Annotated in this window: 26 protein-coding genes; 15 read left to right on the top strand and 11 right to left on the bottom strand. The window is 38.8% G+C overall.

Features of this window, described 5'->3' with window-relative positions; genetic code table 11:
• The first annotated feature begins 225 nt into the window (after positions 1-225).
• Entirely contained in the window at positions 226-786 is a 561-nt protein-coding gene (locus ACHJH3_RS09440; protein WP_407064587.1) for a sulfate ABC transporter ATP-binding protein, read from the top strand.
• Between the two features lie 64 nt (positions 787-850).
• Here ACHJH3_RS09440 and ACHJH3_RS09435 read toward each other — a convergent pair whose 3' ends face one another.
• From ACHJH3_RS09435 to typA, 7 genes are all read right to left on the bottom strand, one after another.
• The gene (locus ACHJH3_RS09435; protein ID WP_407064586.1) at positions 851-1,660 is read right to left on the bottom strand and encodes a hypothetical protein; all 810 of its coding nucleotides are present in this window, start codon (positions 1,658-1,660) and stop codon (positions 851-853) included.
• Positions 1,661-1,738: 78 nt separating this feature from the next.
• A complete protein-coding gene (locus tag ACHJH3_RS09430) occupies positions 1,739-2,659 on the bottom strand; it encodes a DUF3137 domain-containing protein (RefSeq protein ID WP_407064585.1) in 921 nt (306 codons plus the stop codon).
• A gap of 12 nt (positions 2,660-2,671) precedes the next feature.
• On the bottom strand, positions 2,672-3,532 hold the full coding sequence (locus ACHJH3_RS09425) for a DUF3137 domain-containing protein (protein ID WP_407064584.1): 861 nt from the start codon (positions 3,530-3,532) through the stop codon (positions 2,672-2,674).
• A gap of 1 nt (position 3,533) precedes the next feature.
• Complete coding sequence (locus ACHJH3_RS09420; RefSeq protein ID WP_407064583.1) at positions 3,534-4,091, bottom strand: LemA family protein; 558 nt, start codon at positions 4,089-4,091, stop codon at positions 3,534-3,536.
• 141 nt (positions 4,092-4,232) lie between these two features.
• Positions 4,233-5,609, bottom strand: a complete 1,377-nt coding sequence (locus tag ACHJH3_RS09415; RefSeq protein WP_407064582.1) for a DUF3137 domain-containing protein — start codon at positions 5,607-5,609, stop codon at positions 4,233-4,235.
• 11 nt (positions 5,610-5,620) lie between these two features.
• Positions 5,621-6,184: a LemA family protein gene (locus ACHJH3_RS09410; protein ID WP_407064581.1), complete on the bottom strand. Its 564-nt coding sequence runs from the start codon at positions 6,182-6,184 to the stop codon at positions 5,621-5,623.
• 233 nt (positions 6,185-6,417) lie between these two features.
• Complete coding sequence (gene typA, locus ACHJH3_RS09405; RefSeq protein WP_169941862.1) at positions 6,418-8,226, bottom strand: translational GTPase TypA; 1,809 nt, start codon at positions 8,224-8,226, stop codon at positions 6,418-6,420.
• Positions 8,227-8,373: 147 nt separating this feature from the next.
• Here typA and ACHJH3_RS09400 point away from each other — a divergent pair, with 147 nt between their 5' ends.
• From ACHJH3_RS09400 to ACHJH3_RS09360, 9 genes are all read left to right on the top strand, one after another.
• Positions 8,374-9,243 (top strand): hypothetical protein, encoded by an 870-nt coding sequence (locus ACHJH3_RS09400; protein WP_407064580.1) that lies wholly within the window; start codon positions 8,374-8,376, stop codon positions 9,241-9,243.
• Between the two features lie 59 nt (positions 9,244-9,302).
• Positions 9,303-10,694, top strand: a complete 1,392-nt coding sequence (gene fliK / locus ACHJH3_RS09395; protein ID WP_407064579.1) for a flagellar hook-length control protein FliK — start codon at positions 9,303-9,305, stop codon at positions 10,692-10,694.
• Positions 10,695-10,714: 20 nt separating this feature from the next.
• On the top strand, positions 10,715-11,434 hold the full coding sequence (locus tag ACHJH3_RS09390) for a flagellar basal body rod modification protein (RefSeq protein WP_211436680.1): 720 nt from the start codon (positions 10,715-10,717) through the stop codon (positions 11,432-11,434).
• Between the two features lie 3 nt (positions 11,435-11,437).
• Entirely contained in the window at positions 11,438-13,063 is a 1,626-nt protein-coding gene (locus ACHJH3_RS09385) for a flagellar hook protein FlgE (protein WP_407064578.1), read from the top strand.
• A gap of 254 nt (positions 13,064-13,317) precedes the next feature.
• On the top strand, positions 13,318-14,100 hold the full coding sequence (locus ACHJH3_RS09380) for a hypothetical protein (RefSeq protein WP_407064577.1): 783 nt from the start codon (positions 13,318-13,320) through the stop codon (positions 14,098-14,100).
• 148 nt (positions 14,101-14,248) lie between these two features.
• Positions 14,249-15,271 (top strand): ribonucleotide-diphosphate reductase subunit beta, encoded by a 1,023-nt coding sequence (locus tag ACHJH3_RS09375; RefSeq protein ID WP_169941837.1) that lies wholly within the window; start codon positions 14,249-14,251, stop codon positions 15,269-15,271.
• Positions 15,258-16,028, top strand: coding sequence for a carbon-nitrogen hydrolase family protein (locus tag ACHJH3_RS09370; protein ID WP_407064576.1), 771 nt, complete (start codon positions 15,258-15,260; stop codon positions 16,026-16,028). The genes ACHJH3_RS09375 and ACHJH3_RS09370 overlap by 14 nt, the downstream gene beginning before the upstream one ends.
• Before the next feature lie 9 nt (positions 16,029-16,037).
• Positions 16,038-16,670: a protein-L-isoaspartate(D-aspartate) O-methyltransferase gene (locus ACHJH3_RS09365; protein WP_169941835.1), complete on the top strand. Its 633-nt coding sequence runs from the start codon at positions 16,038-16,040 to the stop codon at positions 16,668-16,670.
• Between the two features lie 54 nt (positions 16,671-16,724).
• A complete protein-coding gene (locus ACHJH3_RS09360; protein WP_169941833.1) occupies positions 16,725-16,940 on the top strand; it encodes a hypothetical protein in 216 nt (71 codons plus the stop codon).
• A 42-nt stretch (positions 16,941-16,982) separates the two neighbouring features.
• On the opposite strand, the gene ACHJH3_RS09355 is transcribed toward ACHJH3_RS09360, so the two are convergent.
• The 4 genes from ACHJH3_RS09355 to ACHJH3_RS09340 form a co-directional block, all read right to left on the bottom strand.
• Entirely contained in the window at positions 16,983-17,165 is a 183-nt protein-coding gene (locus ACHJH3_RS09355; protein WP_407064575.1) for a hypothetical protein, read from the bottom strand.
• A gap of 130 nt (positions 17,166-17,295) precedes the next feature.
• Positions 17,296-17,724 (bottom strand): hypothetical protein, encoded by a 429-nt coding sequence (locus ACHJH3_RS09350; RefSeq protein WP_407064574.1) that lies wholly within the window; start codon positions 17,722-17,724, stop codon positions 17,296-17,298.
• Positions 17,721-19,292: a single-stranded-DNA-specific exonuclease RecJ gene (gene recJ / locus ACHJH3_RS09345; RefSeq protein ID WP_407064573.1), complete on the bottom strand. Its 1,572-nt coding sequence runs from the start codon at positions 19,290-19,292 to the stop codon at positions 17,721-17,723. The genes ACHJH3_RS09350 and recJ overlap by 4 nt, the downstream gene beginning before the upstream one ends.
• Positions 19,282-20,940 (bottom strand): CTP synthase, encoded by a 1,659-nt coding sequence (locus ACHJH3_RS09340; RefSeq protein WP_172201777.1) that lies wholly within the window; start codon positions 20,938-20,940, stop codon positions 19,282-19,284. Before ACHJH3_RS09340 ends, recJ begins: the two co-directional genes overlap by 11 nt.
• Before the next feature lie 162 nt (positions 20,941-21,102).
• Between ACHJH3_RS09340 and ACHJH3_RS09335 the strand changes: the two genes are divergently transcribed.
• From ACHJH3_RS09335 to ACHJH3_RS09315, 5 genes are all read left to right on the top strand, one after another.
• Positions 21,103-21,318 (top strand): DUF4492 domain-containing protein, encoded by a 216-nt coding sequence (locus ACHJH3_RS09335; protein ID WP_407064572.1) that lies wholly within the window; start codon positions 21,103-21,105, stop codon positions 21,316-21,318.
• Between the two features lies 1 nt (position 21,319).
• Positions 21,320-22,849 carry a cytochrome ubiquinol oxidase subunit I gene (locus ACHJH3_RS09330; RefSeq protein WP_407064571.1) on the top strand — a complete coding sequence of 510 codons (1,530 nt, stop codon included), beginning with the start codon at positions 21,320-21,322 and terminating at the stop codon, positions 22,847-22,849.
• Positions 22,842-23,966: a cytochrome d ubiquinol oxidase subunit II gene (locus ACHJH3_RS09325; protein ID WP_407064591.1), complete on the top strand. Its 1,125-nt coding sequence runs from the start codon at positions 22,842-22,844 to the stop codon at positions 23,964-23,966. The genes ACHJH3_RS09330 and ACHJH3_RS09325 overlap by 8 nt, the downstream gene beginning before the upstream one ends.
• 9 nt (positions 23,967-23,975) lie before the next feature.
• Positions 23,976-24,107 carry a hypothetical protein gene (locus tag ACHJH3_RS09320; RefSeq protein ID WP_407064570.1) on the top strand — a complete coding sequence of 44 codons (132 nt, stop codon included), beginning with the start codon at positions 23,976-23,978 and terminating at the stop codon, positions 24,105-24,107.
• 222 nt (positions 24,108-24,329) lie between these two features.
• Positions 24,330-26,894: a TonB-dependent receptor domain-containing protein gene (locus ACHJH3_RS09315; RefSeq protein ID WP_407064569.1), complete on the top strand. Its 2,565-nt coding sequence runs from the start codon at positions 24,330-24,332 to the stop codon at positions 26,892-26,894.
• Positions 26,895-26,899 lie beyond the last annotated feature (5 nt).

Raw genomic sequence — 26,899 nt, 5'->3', positions numbered from 1 at the left:
TCACCTGAAAACTCATCTCTTAAAATCGGCTCTTTTACTTCGTTTTCAAGGCTTCTAAAATACAAATTTATAAGCAGAGTTTCCGAGATGTCATCATTAAAACCAATCTTTTCCATATCTTTAACCTTTATAATAATTTATATCAGTATTATAATCAAAAATATATTAATCTCATATTACTCATTTGCAGTATAATTAGTTTAAATTTATCATTCGGAGGCAAATTTGAAAGGCGATGAGAATTTAAAAAACTACTTTTCGAAGCTGGACTTAAGCGGTGAAATTTCAGACAAATTTTTAGAGCAATTCATGAAAGATCTTATAACAAACCGCACTCTTGTAATTTCCGGGATTGAATTTGCCTTCGCAGAGATTGAAATTTATCTATCAAGCAAAGATAAAAACGTCTATAAAAGAAGCACAAAAGCGGGTGAAATTTTCTTTCACAACTTTGGCTTTGATATCTGCTTTGAAACTAAAGATGGCAAATTTGGCGGAGTGCTTATCCGATCTTTAAGACAAATTTATCCTGAAAACAAGAGCGAATTTATCCTCGGACCAAGACGGTGCATGAGTAAAATTTTAAACTCAGACATAAAGGAGCTAAATTTCACACTTAAAATCTCCGAAGATCAAGAAAATTTTGGCTCTAGAAGCCAAAGGATAAGAAGAGAGATAGATAAAAAGCCTTTAAGATTTACAAGCGAGAGTTTTGAAAATTTTATCGCAAGCAACGATAAAGAGGCTAAAATTTATAAAACATCTTTAAAACGTTACGAGCGGTAAAAACTTGGCGATTTATCACTTGCATATCAAGTTTAAAGCCATGAATTCGCAATTATTTGCAAATTTATCTATAAACAAAATGATCGTCGCTTTTAAAATCCACTACCTCAAAAGTACCTTTCCATGCAAAAATATAGATAAAAAAGCTGACAAGCAGAAAAATTCCGCCAAAGAAGCTTAAAAAATCCAAAACGACCATCACAAAGCCGGCAGAGTAAAACACGATATATTTCCTAAAAAGCCCGTTGCGAGTAAGACGCGCAAGCTCGGAAAATACGTTAAATTGAATCATGAACACATATATAAGCAAAGCTAAAGCCGCAAGCTTAACTACTAAGGTCAAATTTGCAAATTCAAGCATCAAGCTTGACACTATAATCATAACCACCGACAAACCGATCAAAATAAACATGGATTTAGCGTAATTAGTGTGTATATCGGGGCTTTGCGAGATAGTGGCGATATTTTTTAACGCACAATAAGTTAGTATCATCCCCGACGTAATCGCAACGACTTCAAGAATCTCTTGCTTTTTGCCAAAAACATCAAAAAACACTATATATATTTTGATCAAAGCAGGCAAGAGTGCAGATAAAATTCCTTGCCATTTAGCAACTGACAGCAATTCGTAATCTCTTGCCGCTTTTATCGTCTGCTCGCTTCTTTGAGGCTCTTTTTGAGGCTCATTTTCAGCCGGCTTGCTTTCATCTTCAGGCTGTATAATAAATATATTTTTAGCTTGAGTACCTTCGGGCTTAAAGCGAACCCTATCGCCGATAGCGGCTATAGCATTTTTACAATCATCTTCGCTGAATTTGTAGTATTTACCGTCATCGGCGGCTATAGTATCGGCATTTAGAACCGTTCCTTTCATAAACTCTCCTTAAGCAAGCGAATTTATCTAATCAAAACAATCAAATTTCAGCATATAGTCAAATTTAAAATTTCAAGATTAACTTACCCAAATTTTTTCATTTAAATTTAGCTCTCTTACGATATCTATGAGGTTTTCTATCTCTTTTTTGTAAAGCTCGATAGTTGCGTTATCTTTTAAAGATTTGTTGATGTTGGCTTCAAAGTTATCCTTAAAGGTCTCAATCGCGATGTAAATTTTACTGCCGTCAAAAACGATATTTATAGCGCGATCAAGCTTTAAAAATAGCGCATGTATCTTTTCCATCATGCTTGGCGTAAGCACGTATCTAGCGCCGATCTGATCGGTTGAATACACATCAAAATACTTCTCGAATTCCACGTTATCCATCTGCGCGCGCTCTCCGTATTTAACCAGATCATAAGAGCTTCTAAAGCAAACTTGAGTCGTAGCGGCTAACTTCTTATTAAAATCAGCCACAAAAAGTATCCCTCTAAATCTCATTGTCTGCGTGCTTTTTTCATCCGTAATTCTTTTTACCTCATAGGCTTGAACGTCGCTAAGCTCGATATTAACCCCATCAACTTGCCCATATATTAAATCCTCGCAAAGATATCTATTTACCTTGCAATCATAAATCATCAAGAAGTTATCCATATGCACGCCGTCGTCTTGTTTGAAGTTAAGTCCGAAGCTTTTTACGATTATACCTACGACCTGCTTTTTAAAATTCGCTTTAAAAGCCAGTCTTTTTGACTTAGTCATAAACTCCATCGCTAAAAAATAAGCCACAACGGCAGTCGCAAATCCCAAAAAAGGATCGCCCATCAAAAAAGTCCCCGCAATACCTGCGACAAGAGATATACCAACCGATTTAAGCCTTGAAGATCTTATAAATTTCTTTAGCGCCACTCGCTCCTGCTCTAGAGCTTCTAGATCAGTAGGCTGTGAAATTTGCGCATTTGCTTCGCTTTGGTTAAGTTGTCCAACACCACTCATTTGCTCCTCCTTCTAAGACCAAATTTTACGGTTTAAATTTAGATCGCGGACGATATTTATGAAGCTTTTTATCTCGTTTTCATATCCCGCGATCGCCTTGCTTTTGCCGACTAGCATCTGCGACATATCAGGCTCAAAGCTATCCTTGCCCATATCAATTGCCATATAAATTTTATCGGCTATCAAAACGACATTCATAGGGCAATTAAACCTGCGCTCAAGATACTTAAACTGCTGCATAAGATAAGGAGTTAAAGCATATCTGGCACCGATCTGATCGGTCGTATAGACATCAAATATCTCTTCAAATTCCACATCGTCCATATGAGCTTTATGCCCGTATCTTTTAAATTTGGTAGAAAAATCCTTGTGCCTAATTTGCGTTACACAGCTTAATTTCTTATGAAAATCCGCCACAAAGACTACGCCCAAAAACTGCACGCTTTGTCTTTTGCCGTTTTTAGTTTCGATAGTTTTTGACGCTCGCACATCGCTAAATTTGATATTTACGCCATCCACATCGCCAAATATCAAGTCGTTGCCAGTGTATTTATCGATATCGGAAGTATCGTAAAGCACCTCAAAATGCCCCATATGCACAAATTCCGTTCTACTGTAATTAAGCCCTAAATTTTCAACTATCTTTTGTATCACTTGCTGCTTAAATTTCTTCGTAAAATCCTCGGTAAGCATGTTTTTAAAAAATCCAAGCAGACCAAAAAAACAGACGACACAAACTAACACACTTTGAGATATATCACCCGTAAGGTTATACAAAACCCCGCCGGCAAAGAGGCTGATAGAAGCTACCAATATCCTCATACGAGTGAGTTTGGCGTTAATTTTTTTGCGCTCAAGCTCCAAAAGAGCCAAATCAGTCACGTTTAAAAAGCTCGCTTACATTATGGTTTGCGCGTTCATTTTCAGGAGCTTTGAAAAACGCCGCCTTTTTGAAATTCATCAAATTTGCAACGATATTTGAAGGAAACATCTCAACGGCATTGTTATACTGCGTAACTGCGGCGTTATAAGCCCTTCTGGCTGCTGAAATTTGCTCTTCGACCTCGTTTAGGCTCTTTTGTAAAGTTAATATATTTTCATTTGCTTTTAGCTCAGGATAGTTCTCGACCGCAAATTTTAAATTCGGCATAAGCCCTGAAATTTGGCTGTTTAGATCAAATTTTTGCTCGCTTGTCATAGCTCCTTGCGCGCTTGATCTAAGTGCGGTAATGCGCTCTAAAAGGGATTTTTCATGCACTAGATACTCTTTTACGGAAGCTACTAAATTTGGTATGAGATCATAGCGACGCTTAAGCTGCGTATCAACTCCCGATTCGATATTTGAAACTTGATTTCGCTTCATTACAAGCGAGTTGTATATAAGCACAAAAGCCAAAACAAGGGCAACAAAAACCCCTAAAGCATAATACATCTCTCATCCTTTTTGTTTAAAATTTTCAATAAAGTATATCAAAAATAGGGTTAAAAATTATAATTAATTATTATTAAAAATAACCCCTTAAAAGCATGAGAGGCAAATTTGCAATCTGCCTCTTGTATTATGAAATTTAGCCTAGTTAGTCCAAATTTTTCTATTTAATTTAAGCTCTTTTACGATATCGGCAAATAACCTTATCTCGTTTTCATAAAGCATTATGGTAGCGCTGTTTGCAAAAGAGTGATGATAGCTAGCTTCAAAATGATCTCGCCCGGTATTAGCCGCTATATAAAGCTTATTGTCCTTAAACAAAGCGCTTAGAGGAGCGTTAAATTTAGCTCCAAGCTCCTCTAGTCTCTCCATCAAAAGCGGACTAAGAACATATCTAGCGCTTACTTCATCGGTTGAGTATGTGTTAAACATCTCCTCAAATTTTACGTTATCCATATGAACCTTATGCCCGTACAAATTCAGCATAAATTCCTTTTTATGATTTACGACCGTTACGTCGCTAAATTGCTTATTAAAGTCGGCTACAAAGATAACACCCTTAAACCTTACTGTAAATTCCTCGTCTCCTTCCACTCTAAGAAGTGTCATTTTGTTCATATCTTCATAGGCGACAAAGTCGCTAAATTTGACGCTTACTCCGTCTATTTCGCCGTGAATGAAGTCCTCTACTTCATGTTTATTTACATTAATTTTATACATCTGCAAGAAATCATCAAGCCCGACCCCGCCTGAAGGACTATATCTAAGTCCGTAACTTTGGACTATAGCGCTTATAATCTGCTGTTTAAAGCGACCTTTAAACTCTCTTTCCTTGGTTTCGGTAAGCATAAAATTCGTAAGAGCATACACTACTACACCCACAGGACCTGCATAGCTTTCATCTATAAAGTAAGTTATCAATAATGCAACAACGCCGACAGCGATAGAGATGATTTTGGACTTTTGCATGGTCGCTAAAAGCTGCAAACGCTCTTTTTCCAAATTTTCAAGCTCATTAACAAGGTCTAAATTTCTACTTTGAGATAACCTAGCTAGATCATCTTGGTTTATGGAATTTTTAGCCAGCTCCTCGCTTGCAACGCTCTTTTGCTTATACTTTGCGGCTCTTTTTAATACATAAAACAGACCCGCTCCCGCCAAAGCGTAAGATATGATTTGAGCAACCATGTGTTGAGACTGCTCAGGAACTAGCGCTCCTACAATACCGAAAGAAAGCGAGATAGCCAACACCGCAAGCACAACTATCCTTGCGATATTCCAAATTTTTTGCGCTTTTTGACTTTTAGGAGTGTATTTGAAAAACGGCTTGGCTATAAAAAATAGAATTAAACCCAAGATAAGATAAGCGACAATACTCATCGAAGAAAACCCGAATATCGTTTTTGGTAGCACGCTTAGAATAATTAAAAAAAGTATAAAAGATCCTATAACTATGCCTACCCCCTTAAGCAGTTTTTTGATAAGCCCGCCTGATGGCTTTTTATTCTCTTGGTTTTGCATTTTATATCCTTTTAGCTGCGCTTAAACAGTTCGCCTATGTTATGAACCTTGGTCTCTTCCTCGGGGATATTAAAAAACACCGCCTTTTCAAATTTCATGGAATTTGCAATTATATTTGAAGGAAACATCTCTACAGCATTGTTATATCTCTCAACTGCCGAGTTATAAGCTCGCCTTGCGGCTGAAATTTGCTCTTCAATCTCGTTTAAACTCTCTTGTAGATGCAAGATGTTTTGGTTTGCTTTTAGATCGGGGTAAGCCTCAAATGCCGCTTTAATACTTGGCAAGAGGCTTGAAATTTGACCGTTTAGCTCAAATTTTTGCTCTTTTGAAGATGCATTTTGAGCCTGCGTTCTAAGCTCGGTTATCTTTTCCAAAACGCTTCGTTCGTGAGTAAGGTACTGAATCACCGAAGAGACTAAATTCGGTAAAAGATCATACCTTCGTTTTAGCTGCGCATCAACACTAGCTTCAACGCTTGAGACCTGATTTCGCTTAGCAACCAACGAGTTGTAAAGATTTATGATATAAAGCACTATAATCGCGACAAGTACCAAAATCGCAACAATTTCCATTTCCGCCTCCTTATAAAGATTTTATTTAAGTATAACGAAAATATTTTTATTTATATGCAAAATAATACGCTTTTAAATTATAAGGATTACAAAAAGTTATATGCGTTAAATTTCAGCTGACTAAAGAAAAATTTGAAACGTTTTTATTATGCGAAATTTAAATTTCAAACCAAAGCTATCAAAGATAGTTTATCGGGCTTAAAATTTAAATTTCAACTCGGTAAAAATAAATTTTATTCTTTTGATTTCGCCATTCTGCGTCTTATAGTCGGGTCAAGATAGCGTTTTCTGACGCGAATATTTACAGGCGTTACTTCGACTAGCTCATCTTCTTCAATCCATTCAAGAGCGCGCTCAAGACTTAGCTTTCTAGGCGGAACAAGCTTGATCGCATCGTCGCTTCCGCTTGCACGCACGTTGGTTAAATTTTTGCCTTTGATAGGATTTACGTCAAGGTCGTTTGGACGGCTATGCTCGCCGATTATCATACCCACATAAACCTTAGTCTGCGGATCGACAAAAAGCACGCCGCGATCTTGCAGGTTAAATAGCGAATACGCAAGTGTTACGCCGTTTTCCATAGAAACCAGCGCACCGTTGCCTCTTTGCTCCACGCTTCCGCTAAGCGGGCGGAATTCCAAAAAGCTATGATTCATCACGCCTTCGCCTTTGGTATCTGTTAAGAACTGACTTCTAAAACCGATTAGTCCGCGTGCAGGGATTTCAAATTCGATTCTGGTTTGTCCGTCACCCGTAGGACTCATCGAAACCATTTCAGCCTTTCTGCGACCAAGTTTTTCTATAACCGTTCCGCTAAATTCATCAGGCACGTCTATCACAAGTAGCTCAAAAGGCTCGCATCTTACGCCTTCGATCTCTTTTACGATTACTTCGGGTCTGCCAAGACAAAATTCAAAGCCCTCTCGGCGCATATTTTCAGCCAAGATCGTTATCTGAAGCTCGCCCCGCCCGCTAACTTTAAATTTCCCTTCGCCTTGATTTTCATACTTCATCGCGATATTTGTCTTCATCTCGTTTGCAAGTCGCTCATCAATCTTATTTGACGTTACGTGTTTGCCTTCCGTTCCCGCAAGCGGGCTATCATTAACCGAAAAAACTACGCTTAAAGTAGGCTCTTCTATGCGAAGCGGATCAAGCGGCATAGGCGAATTTGGATCAACCACGCTATCGCCCACATCAAGCGCGTCAAATCCCGCAATCGCTACGATATCGCCCACTCCGGCTTCTTCTATATCGCGTCTTTCAAGCCCCAAAAATCCGATGAGTTTTGAAATTCTACCCGTTGATTTCGTGCCGTCTGCCTTGGCTAGCATTACGTTTTGGTTTTTAGAAATTTTGCCGTTAAAAATTCTCGCAATGCCAATTTTGCCCACATAATTATCATAATCAAGCGTGAAAACTTGAAGCTGCAAAGGATTTTCCAAATTTCCGCTTGGCTCGGGTACATGCGCTAAAATCGTCTCAAAAAGCGGCTTCATATCGACATTTTCATCGCTTAAATTTAACTTTGCATAACCGTTTCTAGCAGCTGCATAAACAACAGGGAATTCAAGCTGCTCGTCATTTGCTTCAAGAGCCACGAAAAGATCAAAAATTTCATTTACTACGCGATCAGGATCGCCTGCGGGCTTATCTATCTTATTTACCACGACTATCGGGCGAAGACCCAAAGAAAGAGCCTTTTTAACGACGAATTTGGTTTGGGGCATAACGCCTTCTTGCGCATCTACGAGCAAAAGCACGCCGTCAACCATCTTTAGCACACGCTCAACCTCACCGCCAAAGTCCGCGTGCCCCGGAGTGTCGATGATGTTTATCTTTGTATCTTTGTATTTTATCGCGGTGTTTTTTGAAAGGATCGTTATACCGCGCTCTCTTTCGATATCGTTACTATCCATAACACGCTCGCCGACGTTTTGATGCTCGTTAAATGTGCCTGATTGTTTAAGTAGCTCATCAACCATCGTTGTCTTGCCGTGATCAACGTGCGCGATGACGGCTATATTTCTAATCTTTTCCAAAATTTTATCTCCAATTTCCTCAAAATAAGTCCGATTATATCTAAAAATTTATTTTAGTAAGCTTACCGACAAATACATCAAACAATATAAATTTATTTTAAACAATAAGCAGTAAAATCATATAAAATTTATATTTTAAGGATAAAAATGGCATATCAAGATTCTTTTTGGCAAGATTTTTATGAACAGGCATGGGCAATGAGAGCAAATTTTATGAAAGAATGCCTCAAAAACGGATTAAATGCATATCAGGCTATCAATATATTAGAAAAGCAAGAACGAAAATTTGAAACAAAGTCTATAGAAGGAACGACATGCTGGAACGAAAGAAAATTTGATAAAAAAAATACAATGCCTATAATAAATAGACCTATTTTTAGAACTTCTACAAAAGTTGGCGAATATATGATTTTGCCGTACTATTGTAAATTTGACTTTACTGATCTACTAATTGACTTTTACGAAGAAACAGGACCGTACGACTGCATTATAGAGCTTGGTTGCGGATACGGTAAAAATTTATTCAATTTCTTTTATAAAACAGGAATAGATACTCAATACTTTGGTGGAGAATTCACAAAAAGCGGAGTTGAAATGGCTAAAGAATTAGCATATGCTACTCCAAAAATGCGTGCAAAATTTTTTCATTTTAATCACTTGGAGCCAAAAATAGATTTGCCAAAATTTAAAAAAGCGTTAGTTTTTACTTGTCATACGATTGAACAAGTTAAAGAAATTCCTGAAAACTGGTTTGAGATAGTCTCAAAAGTAGCTGATTTTGTTCACTGTATACATCTTGAGCCATTTGGGTTTCAAGTACAAGAACTTGGAAAAGCAACAAAAAATCATAAAGATTTCTTTATTGAGCAAGGCTGGAATTTAAACTTCGCAGAGGCTCTACAAAAAGCCATAGATAAACAAATCGTATATCTAGACTACACCATCTTAGAGATAGGCGGTTCGGAAGACCCTTTTAATCCGAGCTCAATTGCAATTTGGCACTCAAAGAACACTTGATTTATATTTTGGAATGAAATTTGCATGCCCTTTGAAAACAAACTTTAAAGGGGCGATTTATGCAAACTTCCCAGAGCAAAATTCTCTCGTTTGACGCTAGTATAGCAGGCGGCATTAAGCAGCAGCCAAATACAAACTCAAGCAGCGAAGAAAACGGCGAATTTCTATCTTTGGTTCTTGAGGCCGCAGCTGGCAAGGGCGAAAATTTAGATGAAAAAGATATAAAAAATATCGTAAATTCCGTAAACATGTCGGCTCAAAAAAGAGCGCAATCCGAGCAAAAGAGCGAGGATATAAACGTAAAAGAAATTTTAGGCGACGAAGAGGCGAACAAACTTTTTACAAACGTTACGTTTATGCAGCTTTTGCAAATCCTTGAGATGTTAAACGGCGGAGAGAAAATTTCCAAATTTCCAAATTTCACCGCTCCGCTTGCCAAAGCTCTTTCAAATGAAGCGACTATTCACGAATTAAAGAGCGCAAAAAATATCCATGAGCTAATTGCCATTGCTAAAAGGCTAAATTTAGGGCTTGAAAAGATAACGATAAGCAAAGAGCAAGCTAGCGAACTAAGCGCTAAATTTCCGAATTTAGGCAAAAAAGAATTTTTTCTACCGGTAAAACCTGCTGAAATTTATAGCATGGAGCTAAAAGCAAAAGTTGAAGAAGCCTTGCAGCTTAGCAAAGACGATGCCCAGCCTGTTAAACTAAATAAGCTCCTGCAAGAGATTTCAAAAGAAATAGCAAACGAAGCAAGAGCGAATTTAAGCTCAAATTTAGGGGATAAGCAGACTCCGAAAGTAGAGAATTTAAAGTCCGCCCAAGTTCAAATTTCAAATGAAATCACAAAAGAGGCTATATCTCAAACCATACAAAAAGAATCAATAAAAGCAGACGAAAAAAGCCTAAATACAAGCAAGGTAAATTTACAAAGCTTGCTTTATCCTCAAAGAGAACAAAGCGAAACTAGCGGAGAACAAAGTAGCCCAAACAGCGAAAGCGAGCTAAATTCTATGGTGCGTGAGATAATGCAAAACGCAAGAAGCCAAAGCAAAAATTTACAGCTTGTAAAACAGACGTTTGATAACTTTAACACTACGCTCAAAGAGCAGGTTGAAGCTTATAAATCACCTTTTATGCGCTTTAACATTACGCTAAATCCATTAAATTTAGGCGAGGTTGAGATCACGATGGTAAATCGCGGAAACAACCTGCATATAAATTTTAACTCCACGACGCAAACCATGAATTTGTTTTTGCAAAATCAGGCGGAATTTAAAGCGAGCTTAGTTAATATGGGTTTTACCGAGCTTGAGATGAATTTTAGCGATCAAAATCAAAGAAAAGATCAAGGAGGCAAAGCATATAAAGGTTCAAAATTAACAGAAAACGAAGGCATGGAGATAGCCGAAAGTCCTATGCTTGAAATCGTATTACCGAAGTATATTTAATAATCAAAAAAGGAAAAAATATGGCTACAAATATCAATAACGGCTTAGGCTCAAATCAATTCACAATCGACAAAATGAAAGCGCAAAAAGAGGCTGAAGCACTTGCTAAAGCAAACGGAACAAATCCTAGAGCGCAACTTGATAAGGATGCGTTTATGAAACTTCTTTTAACAGAACTTCAATACCAAGATCCGACGAGTCCTATGGATAGCGAAAAGATGCTCACGCAGACATCCCAACTTGCCACTCTTGAAACTCAAGAAAACACAAACCAGATGATGAAAAAGCTGGCAGATCAACTTAAGATGAGTACAAGTATGTATGCGGTTTCGGCTCTTGGCAAGATGGCAAACGTAGGCGAAAGCATAATAGTAAAAACCGATAAATCAACTAATATTAAATTTAACGGTTACTTCGAAAAAGACGCTACTGAAGGCACTTACACTATCAAAGACAAAGAAGGAAACGTCATAAGAAAGCAGACCTTTAAAGACGCTAAAGCCGGAGTTTTTGCCCTTGAGTGGGACGGCAAGGACAACTCCGGCAACGAAGTAAAAGCGGGCGTTTATAATGTAGAGATAGCTTACAAAGACAAAGACGGCAAAGATCACAACAGCGGCACGGGCACATACCCTGTCGAAGCGATTAGATTTGTCGATGGAGAAGCGCAGGTAAAAATCGCAGGGCAATATGTAAATTTAAGCGCGATTAAAGAATTTACCGAACCTAAAAAAGGATAAGAGATGGTAAGAAGCTTTTATAACGGAGTAAGCGGAGTTAAGACGCAAAATTTCGGCATGGACGTTTGGGCGAACAATATCTCAAACATAAACAATGTCGGCTTTACGGCTTCTATCCCTGAGTTTAAAAGCATCTTTTATCAAAGCGTCATAAGCGCGGGCAACAAGCCGACAACCGATCAAGCTGGGCTTGGAGCATCCAGACAAACTACCGCTCTTAGTTTTTACAAACAAGGCTCGATGATAGCTACGGACAACAGGCTTGATATGGCAATACAAGGCGACGGGTTTTTTGGAGTGCTTGATAGAAACGGGCAGACTTACTACACCCGCACGGGGTCTTTTGGCGTAGATAAAGAAGGGTATTTGGTAGACAATAGCGGCAGATACGTAACAGGTGTGCAAAACCCGCTAACTAGCGTAACTCCTAGCAAAAACGCTCTACAAATTTTTGGCAAAACCCACTCCATTACGCCTTATCTTGAGGCTTATACCTTGGCTGCCGCAAGCGATCTTGAGCTTGGAGATATCGCCTCTCAAGGCAAAATAAAACTGCCTGATTTTTTATATCTACCATCCGAAGTAACGACAAAAATTTCTTATAAAGGCAACTTAAACTCAAGCATCATAAAAGAGCAAGTTGAAGTGCCGATTGATGAAAAAACTTACGTAAGCAACGTAGATCTTGCCACAAGAAGGATAAATTTAAGCGGAAAAGTAGAAAAAGGCGACACTATATTCGAGCCAAAAGAGGGCAATATGGTGCGGGTAAATTTAACCGACGCAAACGGGATAAAAACTTCGGTAATCGGCGCGCTTGACAAAGAGGGTAATTGGGTCATAAACGAGCCATTGCCTGCGACGTTTGATCTTACTAAACCTCTTAGCATAAGCGCAACATTAACAACCGTACAGGAAAAGGCGAACAAAGAGAAATTCGTAACCGAACTATACGGACCAAACGGCGAGAAAAACACCCTTACGATTGATTTTACAAAAAAAATCCCTCAAGGCGCAAACCAAACAATCTGGCAAGCCGTAGCTACCGTAACGGCGCCTGATAAAAGCGTGCTTTCAACTTCAAAGGGCGAATTTGTATTTGGTGATAAAGGTACGCTCATCTCACACACTTTGAGCGGGCTTAGTAATGGAGGAACTCCTCTAAAAATCGACTTTGGCTCGCAAACTCCGGCAGGATACGTTGGGCTAACAAGCAGCGCAGGAGCAAAAACTCTATCCGTAACCAAAGACGGCGCGGCGGAAGGAATTCTCAAAGAGTACTTCACAAATAGCAGCGGAAATATCCTCGCAAGCTTTACTAACGGCAAATCAATAGCCGTAGGCAAGGTTGCGCTTTATCACTTTCAAAATAAGCAAGGATTGGCAAAGCTTGGCGAAAACATCTACGCTCAAAGTGCAAATTCTGGTGCACCGATATTTTACAAAGATAAAAGCGGTAAGAGTATCTACGGAGCAAAAGTCGCAAGCTCTACGCTGGAGCAGTCAAACGTAAATTTAGCCCAAGCGCTAACCGAAGTAATCGCTATACAAAAGGCATTTGACGCAAACGCAAAAAGTATCACGACAAGCGATGATATGATAAAAACAGCGATAAATTTAAGAAGATAACTCCTCTCTTTCGGCGAGTTTAGTTAAGCGCTAGATTCGCCGAATTTATAAATTTCAATTGAACCTTAAAAATATAAAATAAATTTATTCCAAGCTAAGACTTGATTTTGTAAAATTATGATACCAATTTTCATTATAATAGCAAATCGGCAAGAAAGTTGCCAAGAGATAGGATATGTAAAATAACTTATTAAATATATACACCTATATATTAGCTCTTTTAAAAATACTAAATTTAGTCTAAAAGGATAAAAATGGAAGAATTTGAAAAGATAAATTTATATCTTGAAGAGGTAAAGATACAAATCAATCAAGCAACCGGCAGATTAATTGATACAAATAAAGATTTTAAAGACATCAAAACTTTACAATCGTCATTTTACGTCTATAACGCGTTAAAAAAGATATATGAAATTTATCCCGAGTTAAATGAAAGCATGGGTAAAGGACTTGACGGAAGCGAAGAAAAACGAATAAAATTTGAGAATTTGGGTTGGATATTTAAAGAGGCAATCAACCTAGAAAATCAAAATAGATTAACAACCGCCATAGAGCTATACGAAGAGCTGCTTGCTAAAGCAGACGAGGGATACTTCAAGTTTTTTGCACAAGCTGGAATTTATCGCTGCAAGAATCAAATTCCAAAAACCAAAGACGAGCCTTCAAAAGAGCCTTTAAAGCAAGCGAATTTAGAAATAGACTGCGCTTTAAACTATCTTCAGGAAGTAATTTCCATGCTTGAAATTATGCAAAAGGATAAATTCAAGTCGTGTGACGATATAAAAAAAGAAGTTGCTACTGCTGCGTTTTATCTAATTTCAGCCAAGCAAAAACCAGGCAAAAATGGCTTGCAAGAAGGCTTATCTCAGGCTTTAAAGCAAGAGTATGACGAACTAATTAGCGCTCTTAAAAATGCTAGCGAGCTTGAAAAGAAAGGCGAGCTTAAAGAGGCAAGAGAATTTTACGCCAAAATTTCAAGCTCAAATTTACACTATTTTTCACTTCGTGGCGAAGCGGGTCTTTATCGCTGCGACTAAGACAAAATACTAAATAAATTTTTATAATTTCCTATTATACAGCCCTATGCAAATAACTCTAGGGCTTAATTTAAACGCCTTTAAAGGCTTTTAAATTTTATCTTAGATAAAATCTTTATCACAACTTAATTCAGATGAAAGATAAACTATGGAAAGAAAAAGAATTTACAACCCGAGTTCAGATGAAACGCTAACCGACAGGCGCGTTTTTAACGGTAATCCGCACGGAATTTTAAATTTCACCAAAGCAAAATACCAATGGGCGCTTAAGCTTTGGGATCTGATGGAAGCTAACACTTGGTTTCCAAAAGAAGTAGATACAACCGATGACGTGCGCGACTACACATACAACCTGACTGAAGCCGAAAAGCGCATGTATGATCTGGTTTGGAGCCAGCTTATCTCGATGGACAGCTTTCAGACAAACAACCTCGCAGACAACATCAACCCATACATCACGGCTCCTGAAATCAACGCGTGTCTAGCGCGCCAAGCGTATGAGGAGGCAAACCACAGTAAATCTTACGCTGTTATGGTTGAAGCGATCTGCGACAACACCGATCTTATCTACGAGATGGAAAAGCACGATGACGTACTGCGCGAGAAAAACGACTACATCTCAAGCGTATATGAAGAGCTTGCGGGAGAGGTTACCGACGAAAAGCTTTTGCTTGCGATGGTGGCAAATCAAATTTTAGAAGGAATTTATTTTTACAGCGGTTTTATGGCGATTTACGCATTGGCTCGTGCGGGCAAAATGCTTGGAAGCGCGCAGATGATTAGATTTATCCAGCGCGACGAGATCACCCACCTGCTGCTCTTTCAAAACATGATAAATTCGGTTCGAAACGAGCGCCCGGATCTCTTTACTCCTGAAATCGAGGCTAAAATTTATGATATGTTCAAAAAAGCCGGCGAGCTTGAGATAAAGTGGGGCAAATACATCACTCAAAATCAGATAATGGGGCTAACGGGCGAGATAATCGAAGAGTACATCCACTATCTAATCGATCAGCGCCTAGTAGCGATCAAGCTAAACAAAATTTACAACGCTTCCCATCCGATAAAATGGGTTGATGACTTTGCTAAATTTAACGATCAAAAGGCGAATTTCTTTGAAGGAAAAGTCACAAACTACTCAAAAGGAAGCTTGAGTTTTGACGATTTCTAACGAAATTTGTGAATTAAATTTAGTTCCCGTTACGCTTTTTGCAAAGGATTATGAAGGCAGACTGAAAGAATTGGCAAATTTTATTAAAAACACGCCTTCAAATTCGCTCATTTTAGCTAGTGAGCTTTGTATAAGCGGATATGATTTTGACGGTCTTTTAAAGAGCAAAAACGATACAAGCACGCTTGATAAGCTTGATAGCGAGCTTGTAAAAAAACTTAAAGAAGCGCTTGAGGCGGATAAATTTCTTGGCTTTACGCACTTAACAAGCTTCAAGCACGAAGACGAGGCTAAAAAACAAAGTCAAAAAAGCCAAGAAAGAACTAAAATTTATAACGAATTCTTGCTTTTAAATTCGGCTGAAATTTTTCACAAACAAGCCAAACACAAGCTGTTTAAGCCGAATTTAGAAGATAAAAAATTTGACGCAGGAGGTGAAGAGGGCATAAGAATTTTTGAGTTTTACAATATGAAGATAGGTGTTTTAATCTGCTTTGAACTTAGATTTGCGGAATTTTGGGTAAAGTTACAAGAGTGTGACATAATCTTAGCGCCCGCAATGTGGGGAAAAGCCAGAGAAGAAGCTTATATGACGCTTTGTAAGGCTTTAGCAATAGTTAATAATTGCTTTGTTGTGGCATCAAGCTCGCTTGATTTGGAATTTAGCGGAGTATTTTTGCCAAGCGGTGAGTTCAAAAAAGAGGTGAAATTTGATAAAAACCTCATCGTAAAAGCTAGGCAAAGCATAGGAAAATAGGTAAAAAATATGACTGGATTAGAAATTTCAAAATGTACTATTATGGCTGACGAGATAGCTGACGAGCTGATATTGTCGCCGGAACTTTATAAAGCACTAAGACAAACTCCAAGAGGGGTCTTTGCTCCAGTCAGCACGCACGCTTACAAACTTGATGCGCAGCCCATAAGCGGCAATCAGTGGATAAGCTCGCCATTAACGGTCGCCAAGATGACTTTGGCGCTTGAGGCGGACGGTGTTGATAATGTGCTTGAGATAGGATGCGGAAGTGGGTATCAGGCTGCCATTTTGGCAAAGCTGGCTCACAGGGTTTTTAGCGTGGAGAGGATAGAAAAGCTTGCAACCGAAGCTAAAAAGAGGTTCGAAACTCTTAACATCAAAAACATCCACGTTAGATATGATGACGGCAACAACGGCTGGAAAAGCTATGCGCCGTATGATAGAATTTTGCTCTCGGCAGCAACTGAAAGCGTGCCGCAAAATTTGTTTAATCAGCTTAAAAATGGCGGAATTTTGGTTGCTCCAATCAAAAAAGGAGATAAACAATACATCGTCAAATTTCAAAAAGACGACAATGGAAATATCCGCGAAACGAAGCTTGATGAGTGCATGTTTGTGCCGCTTTTAAAAGGCAGAGAGTAATATTAACAATAAAAGTGTATAGTTAATGCACAAATTTTCCAACAAGGAGCTAAAATGGCAACAGATCGCGAACTAATCAACTTCTCAGAAGAGCATGAGCTAAACTCAATACTTGCAAAACACGGTAAATCCCAAAGTGCGGCTAACCGTAAAGTGCTTTGCGAGATCGGCAAAGAGTGTAAGGAAAAGCTTGGCAAAACTATCTTAAAACAAGAGGATCTTGACGGGTTCATCAAAAAGCATTTAGATCGCTTGGAAGATAAAAAATAGATCTATTTTTTAAGCCCGAGATGTTTCGGGCTTTTATCAAATTTACTTTTTACAGTCGCTTGACCTAAATTCAAACTCTCCAAACACATTTCCGTTAAATATATAGCTCCAAATAACACTATTTGTATAGTCTTGAATATCCGATAATGTAGTGTAATACAAATTTTTGATAATATTTCTCTGCACGTCAAAAAATAGCTTCTTTGCAATGTCGTCTATTCTCACTGGAATATTGCTACTTGTATTTTCGGTAATTTGTTTTAGAAAATTTCTTCACAAGAGTGTGCAAAAGAATAGATGTTTAAGACGACCAAAAATACAGCGAAAATATTTGTTTCATTTTAAAATCCAAATTTTAGCGCACATACGACTTGCAATCCTTTGGTGTATATCCAAATTCTGCAAATTTTTTGCCACCAAACTCATATAGCCAAACAACCTTCTGCGTATAAGCATGAAGCCCTCTAAATGCATTACAATAATTAACTCCAAGGATAGCGCTTTGCTTGTATTTGAAGTTCTCAATATCCTCAGCCTTAAACTCTGAAATTTTAAAATTTGCGCTATCTTTTAGCTCATATTTATAAGTAAGCACGCCCTCTTTGCACTCAGCGCCCATAAGAGTTACGGAGTCATCTATCTTTTCGGGAGCATTTTTATTTAGCTCCAAAAGCATCTCTTTCATATCTTTACTATCGCACAACTCGCCATCGGCAAAAGCAAAATTTAGGCTAGAAAACGCTAAAAATACCGCTAAAACAGCTCTTTTTATTTTCTGTCTCAAACTATCTCTTTAACTAAAAGTTGCGGCGTGATAAGTCCGCGAAACGAGTTTTTAGAGACCGAAACGACTAAATTTATACTATCTCCGATGTGAGGCTGCCTATCGAAGTTAAAAAACAGTGCTTCAAGGCTCTTGCCTTCCTTTTGCAAGATAAGCTTTAAGTGGTTTTGCTCTCTGCCGATAAGCTTTTTGTTTTTGACGATGACCTCATTTAGCCTAAAGAGCGGGCGCGGATTTTTCTGTCCGTAAGGCTCGAAAAATTCCAAAATTTCAAGCAATTCAAAGTCAATCTCGCTAGCCCTTATCTCACCTAAAAGCTCATCGGAGCTAACAAAATCATGCATATCCATCAAAAAGCAAGCCTGATTTATCGCCGTTTTAAAGGCTTCTAAGTTGCAAGGATCTATCACTATACCGGCAGCGCCCTTGTGTCCGCCGTATCCGCTTAAAAGCTCTTCATGCTTTGCAATAAGAGAGAGTATATCAACCTTGCCGACACTTCTTGCGCTTCCTTTTGCACGGTTTTCGTCGATACTAAAGACGATCGCAGGCTTTTTAAAGTGCTTTGCAAGGCGACTTGCGACTATGCCGATAACGCCTTCGTGCCAGTCCTTGCCCCATGTTACGATGATATTTTCATCCTCTTTTACATCTTTTAACGAGCACTCATAAAGCATTCTCTCCTCTTCTTTGCGAGAGTTGTTAAAATCAACGATCATGTCAAGATATAAGTTGGCTTCGTCTATGTTTTTGGTATGTAAGAATTTAAATGAATTTATCGCATCATCCATTCTTCCTGAGGAATTTATAAGAGGAGCGATGAGAAAACTTATATCATCGCACTCAAATTTATCCTTGCCGTAAAACTGCTTAATCGCCGTAAATGCGGCTCTACGAGATGAATTTAGCTTGATTATGCCAAGCTTAACGAGCATGCGGTTTAGATCCCTTAACTCCATCATGTCAGCAATTATCGCAATCGCTAAAAGATCGATAAATTTCGCCATATCGTATTCAATCTTTAGCACATCTTTTAGCGCACCCACCAGATACCAAGCCACTTGCGCGCCGCAAATTTCGATATTTGGGAAAGGGCAGTCTTTTTGCTTTGGATTTATGATCGCGTAAGCATCGGGCAAAATTTCAGGCGGCATGTGATGATCTGTTATAATCAGATCGATTTTGTATTTTTTACAAACCTCAGCCGCTTCGGTCGCAGAGATACCGTTATCAACGGTTATGATGAGGTCTGCGTCTCTTACCTCTTCAACGATTTGCGCGTTTAAGCCGTATCCGTCGCTAAATCGGTTTGGTATGCGCACAAAATAGTTACTAACCCCTAAATCATCGAAAAATTCAGCCATGATGACGCTTGCGATAACTCCGTCCACGTCGTAATCACCCACTACGACGATCTTTTCTTCGCGCATTATCGCCTCTTTTATGCGATTTGCGCCCTTAAAGATATCTTTTAACGCATCAGGCGTGGGAATTTCTGAAATCTTTTTATGCAAATCCTTGCTAAAACGTTCGTTCAGTAACTCCCTTATGTCATTTTTACTTAACATGATTTTTTATCGACGCGTCGATAAAATTCAAAATCACTGCATTTGGGTTGGTTAGGCGAGATGTAAATTCAGGGTGAAACTGCACGCCTACAAACCAAGGATGAGAGTTTAGCTCGACAACTTCGATTAGTCCGTCGCTCTCTCCGCTTACGATAAGTCCCGCTTTTTCAAATTCGCCTCTATATTTCGGATTGGCTTCGTAGCGATGTCTGTGACGCTCTTTTACCTCTTTTGCTCCGCCGTAAATCTCGCTTAAAAGCGAATCCTTCTTTATCTCACAGCTATAAGCTCCAAGCCTCATCGTGCCTCCGATCGGGCTTTGGTGAGTGCGAATTTGCTTTTCGCCGTTTGCGTCTATGAAGCTATCGATCAGATAGATTATGGGATTTATACACTCTTTATCAAATTCAACCGAATTTGCTCCTTCCAAATGAAGCACGTTTTTTGCAAATTCTATCATCGCAAGCTGCATGCCAAGGCAAATTCCAAGATACGGGATTTTGTTTTCACGAGCAAATTTTATCGCTTGCATCTTGCCGCTTACTCCGCGCTCGCCAAATCCGCCCGCCACAAGTACGCCGTCAACGTCTTTTAGCAGTTCTTCAACATTTTCAGCCTCGATTTTTTCGCTATCAATCCACTTTAAATTCACTCTTGCGTCCAAATTTGCGCCCGCGTGAATTATGCTTTCCGTAAGGCTTTTGTAGCTCTCTTTAAGATCGACGTATTTACCGACAAAGGCTATGGTAGTCTCTTTTGTAGGCGCTATTATGCGCTTAACAAGACTATCCCAGTTTTTCATGTTTACTTCAAGCTCGCCCAGATTTAAAATTTCAGCTATCGGGCTTAGTATATCTTGGTTTAAAAACGTAAGCGGAATTTGATAGATGCTTTGGCTATCAACGCTTTCGATAACACAGTTTTTCTCGACACCGCAGCTTGACGCGATCTTGTCTTTCAGCTCGCGGTTTAGCGGCTGTTCGCTTCTGCAAATTATCATATCAGGACTTATGCCTATGCGGCGAAGTTCGCCTACGCTGTGCTGAGTCGGCTTTGTTTTAAGCTCGCCCGCAACCTTGATATATGGCACCAGCGTTAGGTGGATATTCATAGCGCGCTTACGACCCACTTCGACTCTAAGCGCACGAATCGCCTCAAGAAACGGCAAGCCCTCGATGTCTCCGACCGTTCCGCCTATCTCAACGATGAGGATATCTTGCCCTTCGCCGGCTTTTTTGATACGATCAACGATCTCGCCTACGATATGAGGGATAACTTGGATAGTTTTGCCAAGATAATCGCCTCTGCGCTCCTTTTCTATAACCGAGCTATAAACTCGACCTGTGGTGAAGTTATTATCCTGACTTAAGCTCTCATCCAAAAAGCGCTCATAGTGGCCCAAATCAAGATCGGTCTCGGCTCCGTCATCGGTTACAAAGACCTCTCCGTGCTCAAGCGGACTCATAGTGCCCGGATCTACGTTGATATAAGGATCGGCTTTGAGTATACTTACTTTAAGCCCCGTATTTTTAAGCAGAGTTCCTATACTAGCTGCCGCTATGCCCTTGCCAAGCGAGCTAAGCACGCCACCTGTGATAAATATATACTTCGTCTCTTCACGTAGCTTTTTTTGCCGAGATTTATCCATTGAAATTTCCTCTGTGATTTTATTTTAATGGCTTAATTATAGCTTTTTAAATTTTATAAATGTATAAGAGCGTGTAAAAACTTAAATTTCGTTGCGGATGTTTTTTGAATTTGTAAATATAAAATAAATTCTTAAGTAAATTTGTTATAAACTGCAATTACTATGATGAAAAAACAGCTTAAAAATATATACGATTTATACATAGACGGCTTTAAAAATATGAAAGTCGGCAAGAGCTTATGGCTTATTATAGCCATTAAACTCGTGATAATGTTTGGAATCTTAAAAGTATTCGTTTTTGATGAAAATTTAAATACAAAATTTAAGAGTGACGAAGAGAAAACCAACTTCGTTATCTTAAATTTGACAAAGGAATAAAATGCAAGAGCTTGCATCGGTTGATTGGTCCAGAGTGCAGTTTGCACTAACTGCAATCTATCACTTTTTATTTGTTCCGCTAACGCTTGGGCTTAGCTTTATCATCGCTATTATGGAGACGATCTACGTAAAAACGGGAAGCGCGGAGTGGAAAAACATCACCAAATTTTGGCTTAAATTATTTGGTATAAATTTCGCCATCGGAGTAGCAACAGGTATCATCATGGAGTTTGAATTCGGTACGAACTGGGCGAACTACAGCTGGTTTGTCGGTGACATATTCGGCGCTCCGCTTGCTATTGAAGGCTTACTTGCGTTTTTCCTTGAAAGTACGTTTTTTGCGGTGATGTTTTTTGGCTGGGATAAGGTTAGTAAGAAATTTCACCTCATCTCGACATGGCTTGTAGCTATCGGCTCAAATTTAAGCGCACTTTGGATTTTAATAGCTAACGGCTGGATGCAGTATCCTGTAGGGATGAAATTTAACCCCGACACCGCCAGAATGGAGATGCAAGACTTCTTTGCGGTTGCGCTAAGTCCTGTGGGTATCATCAAATTTCTTCATACGGTTACGAGCGGTTATGTGATATCGGCACTTTTTGTGATCGGAATTTCAGCTTGGTTTATCATCAAAGGCAGACACCTTGTCATGGCTAAAAAAAGCATCATCGTAGGTGCAAGCTTCGGGCTTGTAACATGCCTATTTTTGATGTTTAGCGGCGATGAAAGCGCGTATCAAGTGACAAAAACTCAGCCGATGAAGCTTGCTGCGATGGAAGGACTTTATGAAGGAGATACAAGGCAAGGTATCGTGATGGCGGGAATTTTAACGCCAAACAAGCAACCCGGAGACGGACAAAAGCCTTTCATTGTAGATTTTGAAGTGCCTTACATGCTCTCACTTCTTGGCAAACGCGATATCAACGCATTTATCGCAGGCATTGACGATCTGGTGTTCGGAAACGAAAAACACGGCATAGAAAGCGTTGAAAGCAAGATGAAAAAGGGCAAAGTCGCCGTAGAAGCGCTAAGAGAGTATAAAGAAGCCAAAAAGGCGGGCGATAAAGAGGCTATACAAATAGCGCAAAATAAGCTTGAGGCAAATATGAATTTCCTCGGATACGGTTATTTAGAAAAGCCGAGTGATGCGGTTCCGCCCGTGGGAATTACATTTTACAGCTTTCACGTGATGGTAGCGCTTGGAAGCTATTTCTTGGTGCTGTTTTTTGTAGTTATGTATCTGTGTATGGCAAACAATATCGAAAATTTCAAAAAGCTGCTTTGGCTTTGCGTCTGGACGATCCCGCTTGGATACATCGCAGCCGAAGCTGGCTGGATAGTAGCAGAAGTAGGGCGTCAGCCGTGGGCGATACAAGATCTCATGCCTGTGGGTATAGCTGCTACGAATTTAGGAAGTGTGAATGTCAAAATTTCATTTGCGCTCTTTGCTCTGCTATTTACGGCACTTTTGATAGCCGAGATAAAAATCATGCTTAGACAGATAAAGATAGGATTTGAAAACCATGCTTAGTTTATCGCACGAAATTTTACAAATTTACTGGTGGGCTATCGTTAGCCTGCTTGGCGGACTTTTGGTATTTATGATGTTCGTTCAAGGCGGTCAGACGCTGATTTTCGGCTTGCCAAAGAGCGAAATTCAAAAAGATATGATAGTAAATTCGGTCGGTCGCAAATGGGAGCTTACATTTACTATGCTTGTTATGTTCGGCGGGACTTGCTTTGCGGCGTTTCCGTTATTTTACGCGACAAGTTTCGGTGGGGCTTACTGGGTTTGGCTTGCGATACTCTTTTGCTTTGTCATCCAAGCCGTAAGCTACGAGTACCGCAAGAAGCCGGATAATTTTTTAGGAACAAGAACTTATGAAATTTTCCTTTTCATAAACGGCTCTCTTGGCGTTATACTTATCGGAATGGCGGTTAGCACGTTTTTTGCGGGAAGCGATTTTTTATTAAACGAGCAAAATTTCGTCCAGTGGCAAACGCCTTGGCGAGGTCTTGAAGCCCTTGGCAACATCATGCTCTATCCGCTTGGAATCGCTATTTTTTTCCTATCCAGAGTAGGCGGAGGGCTATACCTGATAAACAATATCGCAGATGATGAATTAAGAGCAAATTTAAGAAAATCAGTGCTTAAAAACACAGCTCTGTTTTTGCCGTTTTTCCTGATCTTTGCTATCTGGATTTTTACAAAAACTGGCTTTGAATACGATGCGCAAGGTGTGGTAAGCCTAGTCGGATTTAAATACGCAATGAATTTGATAAAACTTCCTTTTGTGACACTTATGATGCTAGTTGGCTTAGTGCTTGTTTTATACGGAATTTATAAAGGCGCATTTACAACAAGTATCTACGGCATAGTGCCTTTTGGCGTGGGCGTAGTGCTTGTGGTAACGGGGCTATTTTTGATTACCGGACTTAACAACACGGCTTTTTATCCGTCGTTTTCAAATTTGCAAAGCTCGCTTACTATACAAAACGCAAGCTCAAGCCACTATACGCTTGGTGTGATGGCTTATGTAAGCTTTTTGGTGCCGTTTGTGCTTGGGTATATCTTTGTGGTTTGGCGCGCGATGGATAGTCGCAAAATCACCCAAAACGAGATCAAAAACGATCATCACGCATATTAAGGAGCCTTGATGAGTACTTCGCTTTTCTTTCTTTTTCTTTGGATTTTAGCCCTATTTTTAGGCTACAAATTCGTATTTTTAAACATAAATCAAGTTGAGAAATATCCTGAGAGATATTTTGATAATTTAGAAGATAAATAAATTAATATTAAGCCAATAGTTCAACTAGCATCTATTGGCTTATACTTATAACTCAATACAAATACATCATTTTAAATTTCAGTTAGAAACATAAAAAATAAAACATGTTATACCTCTAATTCATTAATACTATGATTTATAAATTGATAATCATTTTTATTTAAATTTAATTTATACTGTATTATAATTTTATTCATTAAAAATATTTTAAGGAGATATTGCATGGATAAAATCCCAAATTTATCATATCATTACAAAAATAAATCTTTAAGCATAGTAGTAGCTATAGCATTATCATGCTCTTGGCTTTTGGCTAAAGATGATAAGACAAGAGAAATAATTGATCTACAAGAAGTGAAAGTTACAGGTGAAGTTACCTCTTCTGGTTATGATAATACGGCTTTAAAAAGCTACACTTCTGCAGGATCTTATTCTTATCTTGATGAAACAAAAATTTCTCGCTTTAGAGGAAGTTCGGTCGGCGATTTTCTAAGCGGAATTCCAGGCGTAATGGTAGGCAACAAACGTAACAGCGGAGCCATATCCGTTAATATCAGAGGTATCCAAAACGAAAATAGAGTTCCGATAGTAATTGATGATTCATTGCAATCTATTCCTTCATGGCAAGGATATGCAGGCTCAAGTACCAGAACTTTCCTAGATCCTGATTTAATCTCTCAGGTGGAGATAGAAAAAGGGCCGTCTTTAAAAGCAGATGGAATAGGTGCCACAGGAGGAGTCGTGAGGATGAATACGATATCATACAAAGATATAAGTCCCAAAGACTCCGAAAAAGACTGGGGATTTCGCTTTACTTTAGGAACAATGTCAAATACCGTTAAAAAACCTGCTTACAATACAAGAGGAGGCTATAGAACAAAATGGATAGAAAAATGCGAAACAAATCATTCGGGTCTTTGTAAAGAGCAAACCTACAAGCCTGATGCAAGATACTCCTCAAAAAATCCTTTTTCAAAACTAGGAAATAGCTACAATACGAGTTTAGCATTTACTAAAAAATGGGAAAATGCAGATATTGTGCTTGGTTATGCTAAAAAAGTTCAAGGCAATTACTTTACCGGTAAGCACGGACCTGTCCCTGAAATAGAAACAATTCAATATAGGAGCTATGATCTTGAAGTAGTGCCAAGAAAAGGCAGAACTCCTGCCGTAGAAGAAGAAGTAATTACAGGAAGACTTATATTTAAAAACCAAGACGGCTACACATATTATCGCTCGGGAGAAGAGATACTAAATACATCTCAAGACAACGAGTCATATTTGGCTAAGGTAAATTTTTACAACGAAGATCATGCCGTAAATTTAGCATATAGGGGGTATAGAAGCAAATTTGGAGAAATGATGCCTTCTTTAGTTAGTTTTCGTGGAGACGGAGCACTTCAAGGAGAAGGCTCTGAGGTAAAAGTTGATTCTTACAGCTCTAAGTATATTTTTAATCCTTCGAATCCTTATATAAATTTAAATATTAGTGGATACTTTACCAGAAGCGACTCTTCAAATTTTACTCCTTTTTATGAAGAGTATGGACATCATGATAGTCGACACGCATACTTTACGCTATCAAAGCAATACGGTATAAACATAAACAACAAGTCAATATTCGAACTTAATGAAAATCCGCTTACGCTAAACTACGGAATCTCATTTTCCACCGAAAGAATTCATCAGCCAAGAAATGCTCAAGCGAGAGTTGAAAAAAAGGGCTATCCAAAAGATGCTATCGCACCTCTTTATATCCGTGACGCCAAAAGAAACGAAAAGAGTCTGTTTGCTTGGGCAAATTATCCGCTTACGGATTGGTTAATTGCCGATATAGGCGGGCGCTATATCAATAGCAAAACGATAGACTATCAGCCTTTAGTAGAATTTCACGGATACCATCCAGACGGCAAACCGATAGCGACGAAAGAGTACACACCACCTATCAAAAACAAAGGCTTTTCTCCTATTGCCATGCTTACCTTTGAGCCTACCGATGAAATTCAATTATACATAAAATACGCCGAAGCTATTCGCTCCCCAAGCCTTTTTCAAGCATCAAGAGGCTTTAGTATGCAAAGCGGTGACGGCTCACTATCCACATTAAAACCGGAAAAACAAAAGAATTGGGAGGTCGGAACCAATTTATTATTTAATGACTATATAAAAAAAGATAGTGTAATTGGATTTAAATTTGCATTTTTTAATAATTATACTAAAGATTACTTAACCAGAACCTTTACTAAAAAGAGGGGGATACTCCAAACCACAAATATAAAAAGTGCCCTTTATAGAGGAATAGAAGCTTCAAGCTACTTCGATATGAAAAGCTTTTATTATCAAGTAGGTATGACATATTATTTAAAAACCAAATTTTGTCGCAAAGAGGCTCAAAAAGGAGTAGCAACAGATAGACAAGAGTGCTTTGACGGCGGAGTTGTTGATAGCAATATAGGAAACACACTGCCTCCAAAAACAACCATAACCGCAACAATAGGCACAAGAATCTTGGCTAAAAAATTAGATATAGGTGCCAGATACAGCCACTATGGAAAACGCATAGTTTCTATTTTTTCTCCTGAAAGTCCGGGAGGAGATACAAGCAGTGCGGAATGGAAACCTTATAGTCTAGTTGATTTATATGCCCACTATAAGGTAAATCCAAATTTAACCATATCTGCAACTATTGATAATTTAACAAACCGCTACTACCTTGATGCTAACAATCAAGGCTTAATTCCTGCACCAGGTAGAACTTTGCGTCTAAATTTAGATTATCGTTTTTAAAAAAG

This window comes from Campylobacter canis, from assembly GCF_045504005.1.
In the GTDB taxonomy this organism is placed as follows: Bacteria; Campylobacterota; Campylobacteria; order Campylobacterales; family Campylobacteraceae; genus Campylobacter_A; species Campylobacter_A canis.
The sequence above is the reverse complement of the archived record's forward strand: the minus strand, read 5'-3'. Positions and strand labels throughout refer to the sequence as shown.

Coding starts and splice junctions, on each gene's coding strand:
- ACHJH3_RS09435 (WP_407064586.1), bottom strand. CDS start 1,660: ATGAAAGGAACGGTTCTAAATGCCGATACTATAGCCGCCGATGACGGT.
- ACHJH3_RS09400 (WP_407064580.1), top strand. CDS start 8,374: ATGGCATATCAAGATTCTTTTTGGCAAGATTTTTATGAACAGGCATGG.
- ACHJH3_RS09415 (WP_407064582.1), bottom strand. CDS start 5,609: ATGCAAAACCAAGAGAATAAAAAGCCATCAGGCGGGCTTATCAAAAAA.
- ACHJH3_RS09385 (WP_407064578.1), top strand. CDS start 11,438: ATGGTAAGAAGCTTTTATAACGGAGTAAGCGGAGTTAAGACGCAAAAT.
- ACHJH3_RS09330 (WP_407064571.1), top strand. CDS start 21,320: ATGCAAGAGCTTGCATCGGTTGATTGGTCCAGAGTGCAGTTTGCACTA.
- recJ (WP_407064573.1), bottom strand. CDS start 19,292: ATGTTAAGTAAAAATGACATAAGGGAGTTACTGAACGAACGTTTTAGC.
- ACHJH3_RS09390 (WP_211436680.1), top strand. CDS start 10,715: ATGGCTACAAATATCAATAACGGCTTAGGCTCAAATCAATTCACAATC.
- ACHJH3_RS09360 (WP_169941833.1), top strand. CDS start 16,725: ATGGCAACAGATCGCGAACTAATCAACTTCTCAGAAGAGCATGAGCTA.
- ACHJH3_RS09375 (WP_169941837.1), top strand. CDS start 14,249: ATGGAAAGAAAAAGAATTTACAACCCGAGTTCAGATGAAACGCTAACC.
- ACHJH3_RS09325 (WP_407064591.1), top strand. CDS start 22,842: ATGCTTAGTTTATCGCACGAAATTTTACAAATTTACTGGTGGGCTATC.
- ACHJH3_RS09380 (WP_407064577.1), top strand. CDS start 13,318: ATGGAAGAATTTGAAAAGATAAATTTATATCTTGAAGAGGTAAAGATA.
- ACHJH3_RS09365 (WP_169941835.1), top strand. CDS start 16,038: ATGACTGGATTAGAAATTTCAAAATGTACTATTATGGCTGACGAGATA.
- ACHJH3_RS09340 (WP_172201777.1), bottom strand. CDS start 20,940: ATGGATAAATCTCGGCAAAAAAAGCTACGTGAAGAGACGAAGTATATA.
- ACHJH3_RS09420 (WP_407064583.1), bottom strand. CDS start 4,091: ATGTATTATGCTTTAGGGGTTTTTGTTGCCCTTGTTTTGGCTTTTGTG.
- ACHJH3_RS09335 (WP_407064572.1), top strand. CDS start 21,103: ATGATGAAAAAACAGCTTAAAAATATATACGATTTATACATAGACGGC.
- fliK (WP_407064579.1), top strand. CDS start 9,303: ATGCAAACTTCCCAGAGCAAAATTCTCTCGTTTGACGCTAGTATAGCA.
- ACHJH3_RS09430 (WP_407064585.1), bottom strand. CDS start 2,659: ATGAGTGGTGTTGGACAACTTAACCAAAGCGAAGCAAATGCGCAAATT.
- ACHJH3_RS09410 (WP_407064581.1), bottom strand. CDS start 6,184: ATGGAAATTGTTGCGATTTTGGTACTTGTCGCGATTATAGTGCTTTAT.
- ACHJH3_RS09320 (WP_407064570.1), top strand. CDS start 23,976: ATGAGTACTTCGCTTTTCTTTCTTTTTCTTTGGATTTTAGCCCTATTT.
- ACHJH3_RS09315 (WP_407064569.1), top strand. CDS start 24,330: ATGGATAAAATCCCAAATTTATCATATCATTACAAAAATAAATCTTTA.